We start from the raw sequence: 14,877 nt of genomic DNA on the forward strand, positions 1-14,877 counted from the left end.
CCGTTCACCGCAGGAAGTAATGAACGATGCTGAACAAGGCGACGCCGCCCAGGAGGAAGTAGACGTAGCTCTGGATGCGCCCGGTCTGCAGAGAGCGGAGCCTCGCCCCGGCGCTCAGCGTGCCCTCGGCGACGAGGTTCACGACGCCGTCGACGAGGTACCGATCGATGGCGCCCGTGACCCAGGCGGCGGCCCGGGCCAGGACCGCGATCCCGTTGACGATGCCGTCGACGATCCAGCGGTCCATCTCGGCGAAGAAGAGGCGCAGCGAGAGGGCGGCGCGCACCACCGTCGCGTCGTAGATCTCGTCGACGTAGTACTTGTTCGAGAGCAGCTGGAAGCCCGGGAGCCGCCGCTCCTCCTCGGCCCAGCGCGGGGAGCGACGCGCGCCGTAGCGGGCGCGCGCGCGCGAGAAGGCGACGATCGCGCCGCCGACGGAGAGCGCCATGAGCGCGAGCTCGAGCCCCAGCCCGTGGCGCCGGAACGAGACGTCGGCGTGAGCGAACACCGGATGGAGCCACGCCTCGAGCAGGGGCTCGCCGTGGCCGCCGACGAAGTGGCTGGAGAAGCCGAACACGACGCCCGCGCCCGCCGACAGGACCGCCAGCACCGCGAGCACCCAGGTGATCGCCGGCGGCGACTCGTGGACCTGGGTCTCGATCTCCTTGCGGGCGTGGGGCCCCTCGAACGTCAGGAAGTAGCTCCGCCACATGTAAAACGAGGTGCCGAGCGCCGCCGCGAGGCCCATCCCGTAGACGAGCAGCCCCGGGATCGGGCCGGTGTTCTCGGTGCCGAACGCCTTCCAGAGGATCTCGTCCTTGGACCAGAAGCCCGCGAAGAACGGGATGGGCGCGGCGGTGATGGCGAGGCACGCCGCCTGGTAGGTCCGCGCCGTGAGCGGCATGACGCGGCGGAGGCCGCCCATGTTGCGCATGTCCTGGGCCGCGGCCTCGTCGTGCTCCACCGCGTGCATCCCGTGGATCACCGAGCCGGAGCCGAGGAACAGGCACGCCTTGAAGAAGGCGTGCGTCATCAGGTGGAACACGGCGGCCCAGTACGCCCCGACGCCGACCCCGATGAACATGAAGCCGAGCTGGCTCACCGTGCTGTAGGCCAGCACCTTCTTGATGTCGTACTGGAAGAAGCCGATCGAGGCCGCGAGGAGCGCCGTCGAGGCCCCGATCAGCGCGATGACGCCGCCCGCGACCGGGCTCAGCGAGAACAGGAAGCTGAGGCGCGCGATCATGTAAACGCCGGCCGTGACCATGGTGGCCGCGTGGATCAGCGCGGAGACGGGGGTCGGGCCGGCCATCGCGTCCGGCAGCCACACGTGGAGCGGGATCTGGGCGCTCTTGCCGGCGGCGCCGACGAAGAGGAAGAGGCAAGCCAGCGTGATCAGCGCGACGCCGCCCCACACCGTCTTCGACTCGAGGGCATCCTTGAGGAACGCCTTGCCGCTCGCGTCCTTGATCACGAGCTGATCGTGGATCTCGCGGAACGTGACCGTCGAGCCCACGGTCGCCACCACGATCTCCTTGCCCGGCTCGACGCGCATCCGCTCGATCGCGGCGATCTCGACGCCGTCGCCCGCGATCACGGCGCCGTCTCCCGGCACGATCACCACGGAGTGCGCCCCGGCGTCGATCTCCTTGCGGATGAAGGGGGACACGCCGAACGGCCGCGGGCCCGAGGCGAGCTGAGCGGCGTCGGCGATACCGAGGTACACGCGCGCGCCGGGGTGACCGGTGAAGGTGAGGTATCCCTTCGCCCCGGCGAGCGGCTGCGCCCTGCGCTCGCCCGCCTTGCCGCCGGCGCCGTCCTTCGCCCCGGCGGAGGCGCCGTGATCGCCGCGCGCCTCCGCGGCCACCGCGATGAAGCGCGCGCGGTAATCGGAGAGGAACCGGCCGTCGTCGAGCCACCTGGCGCCGAGACCCCAGAAGAGGAGCGCGAGGCCGCACACGAAGCCCCAGTCGCCGATCCGGTTCACGACGAAGGCCTTCATGCCGGCAGAGGCCTTCTTGTAGTCGCTGTACCAGAACCCGATGAGCAGATAGCTGCAGAGGCCGACGCCCTCCCAGCCGAAGAACATCACGATGAAGTTGTCCCCGAGGACGAGGAGCAACATCGAGAAGACGAAGAGGTTCAGGTAGGTGAAGAATCGCCAGTACGCCGGCTCGGCCTCCATGTACGAGGCGGCGTAAACATGGATGAGCGTGCCGACGCCGGTGATGATCAGCGTCATGAGGCAGCTCAGCGGATCCATCACGAACGCGAAGTTCGCGTCGAGCGATCCGATGCGGATCATCTGCCAGGCGAAGCTGTAGAGCGCGCGTTCCCCCGGAGCGAGCCCGACGAGCTGGACGAAGCTCGCGAGCCCGAGGGCGAAGGCGCCCAGCATGGCGCCCACGGCGACGAGCGTGACGCCGAAGCTCCCGATGTGGAGCCGCCTCGACACGCCCCGACCGAACGCGCTCCGCTGCAACGCGCGGCCGAACAGCGCGTTGATCACCGCGCCGAGCATCGGCAGGAGCGGAATCCACCAGAGTGGCGTCAGCGCCGTGTGGACGTGCGTGACCTGGCCGGAGTAGTCGGGCATCGTTGGGGCAGCCGGTGAGAACGTGGGCCGGCACGCGCGTCTTGCTCTGCAACCACCCCGCGACGTGTCAGTCGGCTCTGGTGACTCCCCCGCGGAACCGGAGGAGCCGCACGTTAATGGAGGGTCACAGGGCGGGTCAATACTTCCATCGGCCCTGTTCCACGGCGAGACGCGCTGTTCCTGCGCGCATCTCGCACCTCTGCGAGGTCAGCCGTCGGTCGTCCGCTGGTCATCGTCCTCGCGCGCGGCGCCGCCGCTCGATGACGGCGCCGCGCCGCCGAGCTGCGTCACGCGCCGGATCGCGAGCCACAGATCCCGCCGGCCCTCGCCCGTGATCGACGAGAACCCGATCGCGCGGCGGAGACCGCCGCGCGCTGCCGGAGCGCGCGGGGCCGCCGCGGACAGCTGGTCCAGCGCGCGCCGGACCGACGAGCGCTGCACCTTGTCGACCTTCGTCGCGACGAGCAAGAGCTCCACCGGCCGCCGCGCGACGTCGCGGGATGCCTCGATGAAGCGGATGAGCTCGAGATCGTCCTCCTCGAGGCCCCGCCGCGCATCGACCAGGAGCAGCACCGCGGCGAGCGTGACGCGCCCGCGCAGGTACCCCTCGATCAGCGACGCCCACGCCGCTTGCTCGGACTTCGAGCGCCGGGTGAAGCCGTACCCCGGCAGATCCACGAGCTGGAACACCGCGCCGTCGCGGGCCCGCGCCTCGTAGAGGTTGATCTGCCGCGTCGAGCCGGGGTTCGAGCTCGTCCGGACGAGCCCTTTGCGCTCGACGAGCGTGTTGATGAGGCTCGACTTGCCGACGTTCGAGCGCCCGGCGAACGCCACCTCCGCGCTGACGGGCGGAGGGAGCGACGCGAGCGAGCCCGCGCCGGCGACGAAGGACGAGTCGACGATCTGGAACGGATCGAGCTGCCGCTCGGCGCGCGCCGGCGGAGCAGCTTGAGGCTTGGGGGCGCGGCGGGAGGTGGTCACTTCGAGCGGGGCGGCTGGAACTGCGGCTTGCACTCGTCGCACTGGCAGAGCGAGCGCAGGTACCGGAAGGTGTAGATGCCCGAGTCGTGCCGATCGCCCCACGTGAACTGGAGCGCGTAGTTGCCGACCTGCTCGATCTCGCGGACGTTCAGGTCGCCGCCGGGCACGAAGTTGATCGTGCCGCCATGCCCCTGGCAGTTCGCGCACGGGCAGTACCCGCGCAGGATCTCGTGCGGAAGGACGCTGCGGTGGCCGTCGGCCCAGTGGATCTCCATCACCCGCGCGCCGTGCGGCGCCTTGACCTGAGTGGGAGTCAGCTTCGGATCCTGCGGCATCGTGCCCTTCCAGCCGACGGCAGTACCACGCCGATCCGGCGCTGCAAAGCGCCGCGGCGCGTCGGCCGCGCGCCGCTCCGCTTTTCTCGGATCCCGCGGTGTCTCCGGGGTTTCCAGGGCTCCCGCGGGCTCGACCGCGCCGGCGCTCTCCGCGCCCTCCGCGGCGCCTCGGGCCAGCCGGAGCGGGAGCGGGCCGCGGCTGCGCACGTTGCGCGCGTTGCGCACGTCACGCACGTTGCGCACGTCACCCTGCGGCGACCACCCGCGCATCGACGGGGGCGAGCGTCGCCTCGACGCGCTCGAGGATCCGCACGACCGCGGCGCCCTCGTCGAGCGGCGTCAGCGGCGGCGCGCGGTCCTCGACGCAGCGGAGGAAGTGCTCGATCTCCACGGAGAGCGGCTCGCGCCACGGCACCTCGAGCTCGCGGCCGGCCGGCGCGAGCTCGAGGTGCGCGGCGCGCTCGCCGGCCGGCGCGCCCGCCGCGGCGCCGCGCGCGTCCAGGAACACGATGCGGTCGGGCGCGCGCACGTCGTCGAAGACCGCGACGCCCGCGCTGCCGACGAGCCGCAGCCGCCGCTCCTTGGTCGGGCTCGACGAGCAGAGCTCGATCCGCGCCGCGAGGCCGCTCTCGAGGCGCGCCTCGAGCGTGACGAGCTCGCCGCACGGCGCGAGGTGGGCCCGCGCCTCGGCGAGCGGGCTCGCGTCGAGCGCCGAGAGCAACGAGAGATCGTGCGGCCCGAGCGTCCAGAGCGCCGACCGGGCCCCGCCGGCGCCGGCGGCGCCGGCGCTCATCGACAGGCGCGCCGCGCTGAAGCTCACGAGATCGCCGAGGCGCCGCTCGCGCGCGAGCGCGACGAGGCGCACCACGGAGGGGTGGTAGCGGAGCAGGTGGCCGACCATGCCGATCCGGCCGAGCGCCGCGGCGCGGGAAGCGCAGCGATCGGCCTGCGCGGCGGAGAGGGCCAGCGGCTTCTCCACGAAGACGTCGGCGCCGGCCTCGAGGGCCCGCAGCGCGAGCTCGGCGTGGCTCGCCGCGGGGGTCGCGATGATCACCGCGTCCACGCGCGCGGCCAGCGCCTCGTCGATCGTGCGCACGAGCCGCGCCCGCGGGGCGAGCGCGCGCGCCCGCGAGAGGCGGCCGCGGTCGACGTCCGCCACGGCGACCACGCGCGCCCGCGCGTTCTCCGACAGCGCGCGGAGGAGCTTCTCCCCCCACCGCCCGCAGCCCACCAGCGCAACCCGGACGCTCGCGGCGCTCACGGCGCCCCCGGCGCCGCGGCGGACTCGGCCGGCCGGAGCGTGAGCTCGCCGAGGATCGCCTCGCCCTCGGCGTTGCCCGGGTGGATCGAGGGCCCGTTGATGTCGACGAGGAAGTCGTACCGCGCGCGCGCTTCGCCCTCGATCGTCGCGCGCACGCGGACGTGCTGGAGGCAGGCCGACTCGGTGGTGGCGCTCCAGGCGGGCGCCTTCCCCGGGTGCCGCGCGCCGATCGCCTCCGGCACGCTCCGGCCGCCCTCGGGGCGGTACTGCTGCACGATGCCGAGCGCCGCCCTGCGGTCCGAGGCGTTGAACCTCGATTGTGTCCAGAGGACCGCGCCGCCGGCGGCGGCGCTGGTGCCCACGAGCAGCAGCATCCGCACCGCCTTGCCGTAGTCCATCCGCGAGCCGTATAGCCCCGGCGCTCGAGGAGAGCCAGCCGGGGCGGCGCGCCGCCTAACCCACGAACGACCCGAGCCCGCGGAACCTGCGGTACCGATCGTCGACGAGCTCCTCCGGTCCGAGCCCGTCCATCGACGAGAGCGTCGCCCAGAGCGCCTTGTCGAGGCGCGCCGCGGCGTCGTCGTGATCCTGGTGCGCGCCGCCCGTCGGCTCCTCGACGATCGTGTCCACGACGCCGAGCTGCAGCAGATCGGGCGCTGTGATCTTGAGCCGGGCCGCGGCCTCGTCGGCGCGGGAGCCGTCCTTCCAGAGGATGGCCGCGCAGCCCTCCGGCGAGATGACCGAGTAGCAGCTGAACTCGAGCACCAGCACCCGGTTGGCGACCCCGAGCGCCAGCGCGCCGCCCGAGCCCCCCTCGCCGATGACGGTCGCCACGATCGGCACCCCGACCCGCGCCATCGCGGCGAGCGCGGCGCCGATCGCCTCGCTCTGGCCGCGCTCCTCGGCGCCGATGCCCGGGTAGGCGCCCATCGTGTCGATGAACGTCAGGATCGGCAGCCCGAACCTGTCGGCCATCTCGTAGAGCCGGATGGCCTTCCGGTAGCCCTCCGGGTGCGGCATCCCGAAGTTGCGCTTCACGTTCTCCTTCGCGCCGCGCCCCTTCTGGTGGCCCACCACCACCACGCTCCGCCCGTGGTACGTCGCGAGCCCGCCCACGATGGAGCAGTCGTCGGCGAAGCGTCGATCGCCCTTCAGCTCGACCCAGTCGGTGAACAGCCGCTTGATGTAATCGAGCGTGTACGGCCGGTTCGCGTGGCGCGAGAGCAGCACCTTCTGCATCGGCGTGAGGCCCGCGAAGATCTCGCGCGCCAGCCGGCCCGTGTTGTCCTCGAGCTGGGCGAGCTCCGGCTCGAACCGCGGGTCCGCCGCGGCGAGCGCGCGCAGCTCCCGCACCTTCTCGATGAGCTCTGCGACAGGTTTCTCAAAGGGTAGGATCGAAGCAGCCACGGCCCGGACCCTAACGCTGCAGCGGGCGGACGGCTACGGCGCTGTGCTGCCGCGCTGCATCGTCCACCGGATGACGCGCGCGCACGCTCCGGCCGATCGGCCGAGGCGACGCGTCACCTCGGTCATTCGGGGAGGGCGTTGGTCGGCTCGGCGTGGATGAAGGCGTTCGCCGGGACCTGCGACATCGGCCGGCTCCGGATGACGTTGTAGATCGTGACCGGCTTGTCCTTGCCCTTCACCTTGGCGGGCTGGAGCTCCTCGGTCTCGAACCTCCCCCCGAGCTGCGCGTACGTGCTCTCGCTGATGACGATCTGTCCGGCCAGCGCGATGGAGCAGAGCCGCGCCGACGTGTTCGCCACGTCGCCGATCACCGTGTAGCTGAGCGCCTTCGAGCTCCCGATGTACCCGGCGACGAGCGGGCCGGTGTGGATCCCGATGCCGACCGCGAGCGGCAGCTCGCCCTTCTCGAGCCGCTCGCGGTTGAACTCGCCGAGCACCTCGCCCATCTTCAGGGCGCACTCCACGCTGCGGACCGCATCGTCCCGGTGGGCGACCGGCGCGCCCCAGAGCGCCATGATCCCGTCGCCCATGAACTTGTCGAGCGTGCCTTCGAACTGGAAGATGGTGTCGACCATCCGCTCGAAGTACAGGTTCAGCATCTCGACGAGCTCCTCGGGCCGCTTGCTCTCGGCCATGCGCGTGAAGCCGCGGATGTCGCTGTTGAAGACGGTGCACTCCTCGACGTGCTGGCCGCCCTGCTTCACGGCGAGCTGGCCGCTCAGCACGCGCTCGGCGATGTTCGGCGAGAGCAGCCGGCGCAGCTGCTCGCGCGTGACGATCTCGTTCTCGATCTTCTTCCCGAGGATGTTGATCTCGATGAACATCGCCGCCTGGTAGGCGATGGCCGTCACCAGCTCGAGGTCCTTGGGCTGGAACTGCGCGAGCGTCTCCGAGTCGAGCCAGAGCACGCCGAGCACCTCGCTGTTGTGCTGCAGCGGGGCGACGATCGCCGAGCTGATCCTGTTCAGGATCATGCTCTTGCCCTTGGACGCCGCGAAGTCCATCGCCGCGTCGTGGGTCAGCACCGCGGCCCGCTCGTGGACGACGTGGTTCAGGATCGTCGACGACACGCTGATCGGGGCCGTCGTCCCGTCGCGCCGCTGCATGGCCTGCGGGGTGAGCTCGCCGTTCTCGTTGCGCAGGAAGATCACCCCGCGGTCGGCGCGGATGAACTTGAACACGCTCGTGAGGATCTTCTCGAGCAGCTTCGTCGTGTCGCGCTCGGCGGCGATCTCGCGGGACAGCTCGTGCGACAGGCGCAGCCGCTCGTAGTCGGCGCGCAGCTGGTTCATGTCGTTGGCGATCCGATCGAACGCCAAGAACCCCTTGTCGACCGCGGCGATCTGCGTCCCGATCTGCCGGGCCTGATCGTTCACGTCGATGCGGGTGCCCTGCGCGACGAACGAGCCGCCGTGCGCCCCCGAGCGCCCCGGCAGCGGCGCGGTCCCGCCCGGCCCGGCGCCCAGCGGCGGCGGCGGCACGTACGGCTGCCGCGTCACCGGCGGCGCCACCGGCGTGCCCGGGAGCGGCGGCTGCGGCGGCTGGCGCTGGTACTGCGGCTGCTGCGGCGGGTACCCGTGGCCCGGCGGCTGCGCCGGCGCCGCGCCCTGGTGGTTGACCACGGGCGGCCAGCCCGGGACGAGGGGCGGCGCCACCGGGGCGGCCGGATCATCGAAGCGGCCACGCGTGGACCCCAGGGCGATCTCGTCCCCGTGCTTCAGCGGCGCTTCGCCCCGGACACGCTCGCTGTTGATGAACGTGCCGTTCAGGCTCCCCAGATCGCGCAGGACGAAGTGATCGCCCCGCTGCTCGATGATGCAGTGCTCCTTGGAGACGATCTTGTCGAGCAGCTGGATGGAGTTGTTCGGGTGGCGCCCCAGCGAGTTCACGGGTCGCAGATCGATCGCCTGCTGGCCCTCGGCGGTCTGCAGGATGAGGCGGGCCATCGGTTCTGGCAGATTACCCAGCCGGGCACGGACCGACAATCTTTCCGGCCGAAGTCCAGCGCCGGCCGCGGGGAGCGACCGTGCCGGACCGCGCAAAATGCGCCCTCGCCCCGCTGGAGGCACCTGCGCCAAGCTCGACCGCCCGGGGCGGCTGTCGTCGGCTGTCGCATGGATACCTGACCGGATGATTAGCTTACCGGGCCCTGCACCTCATGGAGGCGTCGCCTGGAACGGCTATGCGCCCACATGCCGCCGCGTTAGTCGGCCGCATGGATTCCGCGTACCTCCTCGCGATCGATCAGGGCACCACCGGAACGACGTCTCTCCTCATGGACACGTCGGGCGCGACGCTGGGCCGCGCGACGCGCGAATTTCGCCAGCACTTCCCGGAGCCGGGCCTCGTCGAGCACGACCCGGAGGAGATCTGGCAGAGCGTTCAGGACGCCGTGGGCGAGACGCTCAGGGCCGCGGGCGTGGCCGGCAGCGCGATCAAGGCCATCGGCATCACGAACCAGCGCGAGACGACGCTCGTCTGGGAGCGCGCGACCGGGCGCCCCATCCACCGCGCGATCGTGTGGCAGGACCGCCGCACGGCAGCGCGCTGCGCCGAGCTCCGCGCCGCGGGCCACGAGCAGGCGGTCGAGCAGACCACCGGCCTCGTGCTCGATCCGTACTTCAGCGGCACCAAGCTCGCGTGGCTCCTCGACAACGTGCCCGGCGCGCGCGCGCGCGCCGAGCGTGGCGAGCTCTGCTTCGGCACCATCGACAGCTTCCTCGTCTGGCGGCTCTCGGGCGACGCGGCCGGCGGCTCGCCGGTGCACGCGACCGACGTCACCAACGCGTCGCGCACCCTGCTCATGGGCCTCGCGTCGCTGAGCTGGGACGACGCGATGCTCGCGATGCTCCAGATCCCGCGCCCGCTCTTGCCGCAGATCGTCGGCTCGGCGGGCCGCATCGCGGCGACTCGCGGCTTCCCGCACCTGCCCGACGGCATCCCGATCGCCGGCATCGCGGGCGACCAGCAGGCGGCCCTCTTCGGCCAGGCCTGCTTCGCGGCGGGCGACGCGAAGTGCACCTATGGCACCGGCGCGTTCGCGCTGGCCAACATCGGCGATCGCCCGCTCAGGAGCCGCTTCGGCCTGCTCACCTCCGTCGGGTGGAAGATCGGCCCCGAGGTGGTCTTTGCGCTCGAGGGAAGCGCCTTTATCGCCGGCGCGGCGGTGCAGTGGCTCCGCGACGGCCTGGGCCTCATCAAGAGCGCGGCGGAGATCGAGGCGCTCGCCCGCAGCGTGCCCTCGAGCGAGGGCGTCACGTTCGTCCCGGCGCTCTCGGGCCTCGGCGCGCCCTACTGGGATCCGGACGCTCGCGGGATCATCTCCGGGGTGACGCGCGGCACGACCGCGGCGCACCTCGCCCGCGCGACGCTCGAGGGAATCGCGCTCTCCGTGACGGATCTCGTGCGGGCCATGGCCGACGACCTGGGCCACCCGCTGCGCCGGATGCGCGTGGACGGCGGCGCCGCCGCGAACGACCTGCTCATGCAGTTCCAGGCGGACGTGGCGAACGTCGCTATCGAGCGCCCCACCGACCTGGAGACGACGGCGCGAGGCGCGGCAATGCTCGCCGGGGTAGGCGCCGGCCTCTTCCTCACGAAGGAGGACGCGGCCCGGATGTCCCGTGTGGGGCAGAGCTTCCAGGTCGAGATGAGCGAAGCGGCTCGATCCGCCCACCTCCACCGCTGGGCCGACGCCGTCGCCCGCGCGCGCTCGAAGCGCAGCTGAGCACTCGCCGATTCCCCTGAATTTCCACGCTGTTTTCCGCTTGAACCAGGTCTTCCGAAGCTCTCTCCCGAGCCGTCATCGCGCCGCGGCTCGGCGGCCGAACGGGCTTCCGGATCAAGGAATCAACCCTAGGTTGCGAGAGTTAGGCCCAGAAGCCCCCAACCAGCGTAGAGTGCTATGACGACGGCGCATTTCCGTTCAAACTTGGTGCACTTGAACCGAGGCGCGCGGCCAGCCCACCGCCGCCTCGCTGCTTTCGATGGAGACGAGGAGGACATGCCGACTACCGAGAATGCTTCAGCCGGCGGGACGGCCGTTCGCGACATCCCGATCGACTGGGAGGCGCTGGAGGACGCCTTCGAGAACAACGCCCCAGAGGTGCACTCGTACCTGCACCTCGGCACGGGCGACGTGCTGCGGGTGGTCGACGGCGTGGCGGATCCGCAGATGCACGCGCGCATCGCGGCAGACGCGAACTACCTCCGGATCGATCCCGTGAGCTCGCGCGAGCAGTACCGGTGGATGGAGCGCTACATCCCGATGGTGGAAGACATGGATCTCCAGGCGAAGCTCAGCCAGGCGATCGATGGCAAGGGCGCGTTCCGTCGCTTCAAGGATGTTTTGATGTCCTACGGTCCGGAGCGGGAGCGCTGGTTCGCGTTCCGTAGCGAGCGGCTGCGGATCTTCATGGAGGCGTGGCTCAGCGCCCACGCGCTGAACCCGGTCCCTCGCCCGCTCTGGGTGCCGGAGGTGCCGTCTCGTCCGGAGCCGGTCGTCCCGGCGGCCCCTGCGGTGGAGCCGCCGGCGCGCGAGCGCGAGGAGACGCGAGAGCCCCGCCGCGGCAAGAGCGTGGAGAGCCTGCGCAAGAACCTCCGCGACATCGCCGAGGCGCTCGGTCCGCGGGATCTCGACACGCTGACGGCGTTCGCGGAGTTCCTGAAGGCGCGCCGCGCGGCGCGCTCGTTCGCGCACCACTACCACGAGGCCCAGGGGCCGGTGGACGACGACGCCGGGCCTGCTTCGCAGGAGATCGCGAGCGAGTCGCGCAGCGACACGGCGTGAGGGCGCGCCGCCGGCGCCGCGATCGCGGCGCCGGGGCGCTGGCCTGAGGGTGGGTGAGGGAACGGAAGGGAGCGGCGGCTTCGAGCGCCGAGCGGTCTAGAAGTACCAGTCGGTGCGGGCGCCGATGTACTGGCCGATGGTCGACCCGGTGGTCTCCCCGTTGGGGAGCGGCTGCCCAGCGCCAGTCCTCGCCAGGTAGCCGGACATCACCTGATTCTTCGCCGCCTCGTTGTAGATGGCGAGCGAGTAGATGAGCTTGAAGTGCGGACGCGCGCCAGCGCTCAGCTCGCCCGTCGGCACGAGGGTCGGAACGACCGAGACCTTGACCGCGGTGCCCATGTCGCCTTCGCCGTCCTTCCGTCCCTGGAACGAGGCCTCGACGACGGGGTGGAAGTTCTTGTGCGCGAAGATCGTGGCGTTCGCCTGGACCGAGAAGTCCATCTGCTTCTCGGCCGACGTGGGGGGAGCGGCGCCCTCCGCCTCGTACGCCGCCTTCGTGTAGTGGAAGGTGGCGAGGCCTTCCAGGGCGGCGGCGTCGCCGAGCCGGAAGCCGAGGTGCTCGACCGCCTCGATGCCGAACGAGCCCGAGAAGGTGCCGTCCGAGTTCGGGGCGCCCCAGGTCTGGTACGTCTTCGCGCCGCCGGCGGCGCCGTTGGCGATGCCGGTGCCGAAGCGCACCGCCGTGTCGCTGAAGTTGCCCTGGCCGAGGCCGAGGTGGACCTTCGCGCCGATGACGCCGCCGAAGTCCGCCTTCCCGAAGGGCTCGGGGACCGCGATCCCCTCGCCCCGCTTCGCGGCCGGCAGGACGTGGAACTCGCCGTGGACCTTGACGTGGTGCTTGGCCTCGCCGCCAAACTCCGCCTTGTAGTTACCGGCGAAGATGGTGCGGAAGCGATCGGTCCCGGTGGCGAAGTTGTAGAAGGGCGGCAGGGCGCCGGGGGTCCCCTCCACCCCGAAATTCCGATACCCGAGGATCGCGAGCTGCAGGCCGCCGTACTTGATACCGCCGCCCTGGCCGCTGAGGTCGTCGAGGTAGAAGTAGTCGCCGATGGGCGCGTACTGCTCGCGGAAGAACTTCGCGCCGCCCCAGACGCTGAGGCCCGGGACGAGGAAGTTGCCGGCCTCGATGTACGCCTGGTTGAACTGCACCGTGATCGACTGGCCACCGTTCGAGGCCGGCTGCATGAACGGCCCGCCGTACTGGTTCCAGATGGCGAAGGTCATCTCGGACTTGACGTAGAAGTCATCCGGCGTCGCGCCCTTCACCACGTGCGCGACGAACGACGGCTCGGAGTAATCGCCCTCTTCGTAGCGGCCGCCGATGCCGAACCCGAGCAGGTTCAGGGACGCGCCCTGGATGTTCTGCCCGAGGGTCGGGGACCACGCCATGCCGAGGCGTGAGTACCAGTGCCACTCAAAATTCTCGCTCCCCACCGCGTGAGCCGACCGCGGCGCCGCCGTGAGGCAAAGGGCGGAGACGGAAAGCAGCCCGAGGGCTCGGACAGCGGCGCGCCGACCCGCGATTCGCTTGCTGGGGACCGACGACCTGTCTCTCATAAGTGATGTCATCGAACGACGCTCCTATCCATTCTCTGGGAGTGTGCTTGGGGTGATGGGAGGTGATTCGGCCAGATGGCCAAGCGCGGCAGAGGAAGTGGCCTGTCAAGAGAATCTAAGTTGACTCTGTAGGAAAGAGCCACCCGCTGCCACACATGCGGGGCCCGCGGGGGGCACAGTTAACAGGAACGTTCTGTTCATGTCAAAGGTCTCCGAACACCCTTCGGCAGTTTGTCATCTTCTGCGGCGCGTTATTATTAAGTAATCGAAATCACTTGATTAAGCAGGACCCGCGCGCTTCCTCGAGCCAGGAACGGGGGCCTGAAATGATGCAACGCACCAAAAACAGGCTCGCGCTGGCTCTCGCGCTGCCTGAAGTGTTGCCAGAAGAATTCACGGGTGCCCCTGGTGCGTTACTTGGTGCGCGCCGCGCACGTGGCACGGACAGGAAGGCTGCATTGGCGAGCCCCGGCCAGCTGCGGTTTCGCACCGCGATGGCGCCGCCGCGCGCGGCGGTGTGCCGCGTGTTTCGGGACCTCGAACCTGGCTTTTCATGTCGACACCCGGCCGGGGCGTCGCCGCGGTGCTCGTCTCTCTCCTGGGTTGAACCCAGGGCGAGCCGTCGGCCCCGCTGAGCGTCATTGACGCTCGCCGGCGCGCCGAACGCGCCGCGCCAGCGCGCGGATCCTGCGCGCGCGCGCAGGACCATGCCGCGGAGCACAGGCCGCGCAGGCAGATCGCCCTTGGTCGACAGGATAACGCATCGCGTTGCAACGGCGCAACGAGCGGCGCAGATCCAGAGCGGGTCAGTCTCGATTGCAGTGCAGCGTGGGTGGACATGTTCTTGTCCAGGAAGGGCGTTGCGCTGTCGCCCCGAGACATCCCATCTGCTTCGGCGAGGCCGGCTGGTGCCTGGCGAGCCTCCGGGCGCGGTCGCGGCGCGCGCCGCGATGCCGCCGGCTCGCCGCGCCGAACGCCTGAGTCGTTGAACGAGAGGCCTCCATCCTCTGCATGAACAACGGCTCGTGAGCCCTCTTCACGATGTCTGGCGCTGTCCTTCGCTGTCGAGAGGTGGAATCGACCCGTTCGATGGACTTCTGCTCTCCTGCCGCCCAGGCGTGCAGCTCGACGTGGCGCGCCGCTGGCCGGTCGCTCGGCGCGGCTCAGCGAGCGGGCGTGATGCTCAAGGAGACCCGGGCCCGCGCGTTCTGGTAGTACGCGTCGAGCGCCTGGGCGAGCCGCTGCCCGACATACCAGCGCTTCAACGCCGGGGCGACCTCCTCGTAGCGTTGATCCTTGAACGGCGTGGCGCCGGAGCGCAGGACGATCTTGAGCTCGAAATCGGTGGGCTCGAGCATGGGCGCGACCATGCGATCCAGGTACAAGCTCGCGCGCGCCTGGCGGCGCAGCAGCGCGTCGAGCTCGTCGGAGCTCATCCCCTCGGCGGCCGCCGCGGCGAGGAGGCGCGCGCGGCCGCGAGCGCGCTGCTCCAGCGCGATCCGGGCGGCCTCGGCCCGCTGCGCCACCTCCGTCGAGGTCGGCGCCGGCGAGATCGGCAGGCTGGCGAGCAGCGTCTCCGCGATGTGCCTGTCGAGCGCGGCGCGGACATGCCTGTCCCGGTACAGCCCGGGCTCCGCGTCGGGATCGGCGAGCGCCTCGAGGCGGGCCTCGAAGGCGAGCTCCCGCTCGAAGATGAACTGAGGCCGGCGCACGCCGCCCGTCTCCGGCGCATGCCAGCGCACGACGACGCGGTCGAGCGGCACCGGCGCCGCCGCCGACGGCGCGGCCTGGCCGTGGGCGCTCGGCGTCAGCGACGCGAGCGCGAGCGACGCGAGCAGCGTCGTGAGGAGCCCGGAGCGGCGCACATCGGCAGGCTAGCGCAACCGCGCCG

Annotated in this window: 11 protein-coding genes; 2 read left to right on the forward strand and 9 right to left on the reverse strand. The window is 71.0% G+C overall.

Annotated features, from left to right (window positions below; translation table 11 throughout):
- Positions 1-4: 4 nt before the first annotated feature.
- From WMF22_RS41655 to WMF22_RS41685, 7 genes are all read right to left on the reverse strand, one after another.
- Entirely contained in the window at positions 5-2,596 is a 2,592-nt protein-coding gene (locus tag WMF22_RS41655) for an NADH-quinone oxidoreductase subunit L (RefSeq protein WP_437295475.1), read from the reverse strand.
- A gap of 207 nt (positions 2,597-2,803) precedes the next feature.
- Entirely contained in the window at positions 2,804-3,577 is a 774-nt protein-coding gene (gene yihA / locus WMF22_RS41660) for a ribosome biogenesis GTP-binding protein YihA/YsxC (RefSeq protein WP_438033350.1), read from the reverse strand.
- The gene (locus WMF22_RS41665) at positions 3,574-4,146 is read right to left on the reverse strand and encodes a gamma-butyrobetaine hydroxylase-like domain-containing protein (protein WP_438033351.1); all 573 of its coding nucleotides are present in this window, start codon (positions 4,144-4,146) and stop codon (positions 3,574-3,576) included. Before WMF22_RS41665 ends, yihA begins: the two co-directional genes overlap by 4 nt.
- 10 nt (positions 4,147-4,156) lie before the next feature.
- Entirely contained in the window at positions 4,157-5,173 is a 1,017-nt protein-coding gene (locus WMF22_RS41670; RefSeq protein ID WP_438033352.1) for a Gfo/Idh/MocA family protein, read from the reverse strand.
- On the reverse strand, positions 5,170-5,571 hold the full coding sequence (locus WMF22_RS41675) for a hypothetical protein (RefSeq protein ID WP_437295479.1): 402 nt from the start codon (positions 5,569-5,571) through the stop codon (positions 5,170-5,172). The genes WMF22_RS41670 and WMF22_RS41675 overlap by 4 nt, the downstream gene beginning before the upstream one ends.
- A gap of 55 nt (positions 5,572-5,626) precedes the next feature.
- On the reverse strand, positions 5,627-6,580 hold the full coding sequence (locus WMF22_RS41680; protein WP_437295480.1) for an acetyl-CoA carboxylase carboxyltransferase subunit alpha: 954 nt from the start codon (positions 6,578-6,580) through the stop codon (positions 5,627-5,629).
- Positions 6,581-6,702: 122 nt separating this feature from the next.
- Entirely contained in the window at positions 6,703-8,586 is a 1,884-nt protein-coding gene (locus WMF22_RS41685) for an adenylate/guanylate cyclase domain-containing protein (RefSeq protein WP_437295481.1), read from the reverse strand.
- Between the two features lie 269 nt (positions 8,587-8,855).
- Between WMF22_RS41685 and glpK the strand changes: the two genes are divergently transcribed.
- Both glpK and WMF22_RS41695 read left to right on the forward strand, forming a co-directional pair.
- Entirely contained in the window at positions 8,856-10,367 is a 1,512-nt protein-coding gene (gene glpK / locus WMF22_RS41690; protein WP_437295482.1) for a glycerol kinase GlpK, read from the forward strand.
- Positions 10,368-10,643: 276 nt separating this feature from the next.
- Positions 10,644-11,429: a UPF0158 family protein gene (locus WMF22_RS41695; RefSeq protein ID WP_437295483.1), complete on the forward strand. Its 786-nt coding sequence runs from the start codon at positions 10,644-10,646 to the stop codon at positions 11,427-11,429.
- Positions 11,430-11,525: 96 nt separating this feature from the next.
- Here WMF22_RS41695 and WMF22_RS41700 read toward each other — a convergent pair whose 3' ends face one another.
- Both WMF22_RS41700 and WMF22_RS41705 read right to left on the reverse strand, forming a co-directional pair.
- Positions 11,526-12,998, reverse strand: a complete 1,473-nt coding sequence (locus WMF22_RS41700; protein ID WP_437295484.1) for a carbohydrate porin — start codon at positions 12,996-12,998, stop codon at positions 11,526-11,528.
- A gap of 1,151 nt (positions 12,999-14,149) precedes the next feature.
- Positions 14,150-14,851: a hypothetical protein gene (locus tag WMF22_RS41705; protein ID WP_437295485.1), complete on the reverse strand. Its 702-nt coding sequence runs from the start codon at positions 14,849-14,851 to the stop codon at positions 14,150-14,152.
- Between the last annotated feature and the right edge of the window lie 26 nt (positions 14,852-14,877).

Origin of the sequence: Sorangium sp. So ce204 (assembly GCF_051526795.1) — a bacterium.
Classification (GTDB): domain Bacteria; phylum Myxococcota_A; class Polyangia; order Polyangiales; family Polyangiaceae; genus Sorangium; species Sorangium cellulosum_B.

Excerpts from the sequence above, each read along its gene's own strand:
- WMF22_RS41655 (WP_437295475.1), bottom strand. The coding sequence starts at position 2,596 with ATGCCCGACTACTCCGGCCAGGTCACGCACGTCCACACGGCGCTGACG.
- WMF22_RS41675 (WP_437295479.1), bottom strand. The coding sequence starts at position 5,571 with ATGGACTACGGCAAGGCGGTGCGGATGCTGCTGCTCGTGGGCACCAGC.
- WMF22_RS41685 (WP_437295481.1), bottom strand. The coding sequence starts at position 8,586 with ATGGCCCGCCTCATCCTGCAGACCGCCGAGGGCCAGCAGGCGATCGAT.
- glpK (WP_437295482.1), top strand. The coding sequence starts at position 8,856 with ATGGATTCCGCGTACCTCCTCGCGATCGATCAGGGCACCACCGGAACG.
- WMF22_RS41695 (WP_437295483.1), top strand. The coding sequence starts at position 10,644 with ATGCCGACTACCGAGAATGCTTCAGCCGGCGGGACGGCCGTTCGCGAC.
- WMF22_RS41700 (WP_437295484.1), bottom strand. The coding sequence starts at position 12,998 with ATGACATCACTTATGAGAGACAGGTCGTCGGTCCCCAGCAAGCGAATC.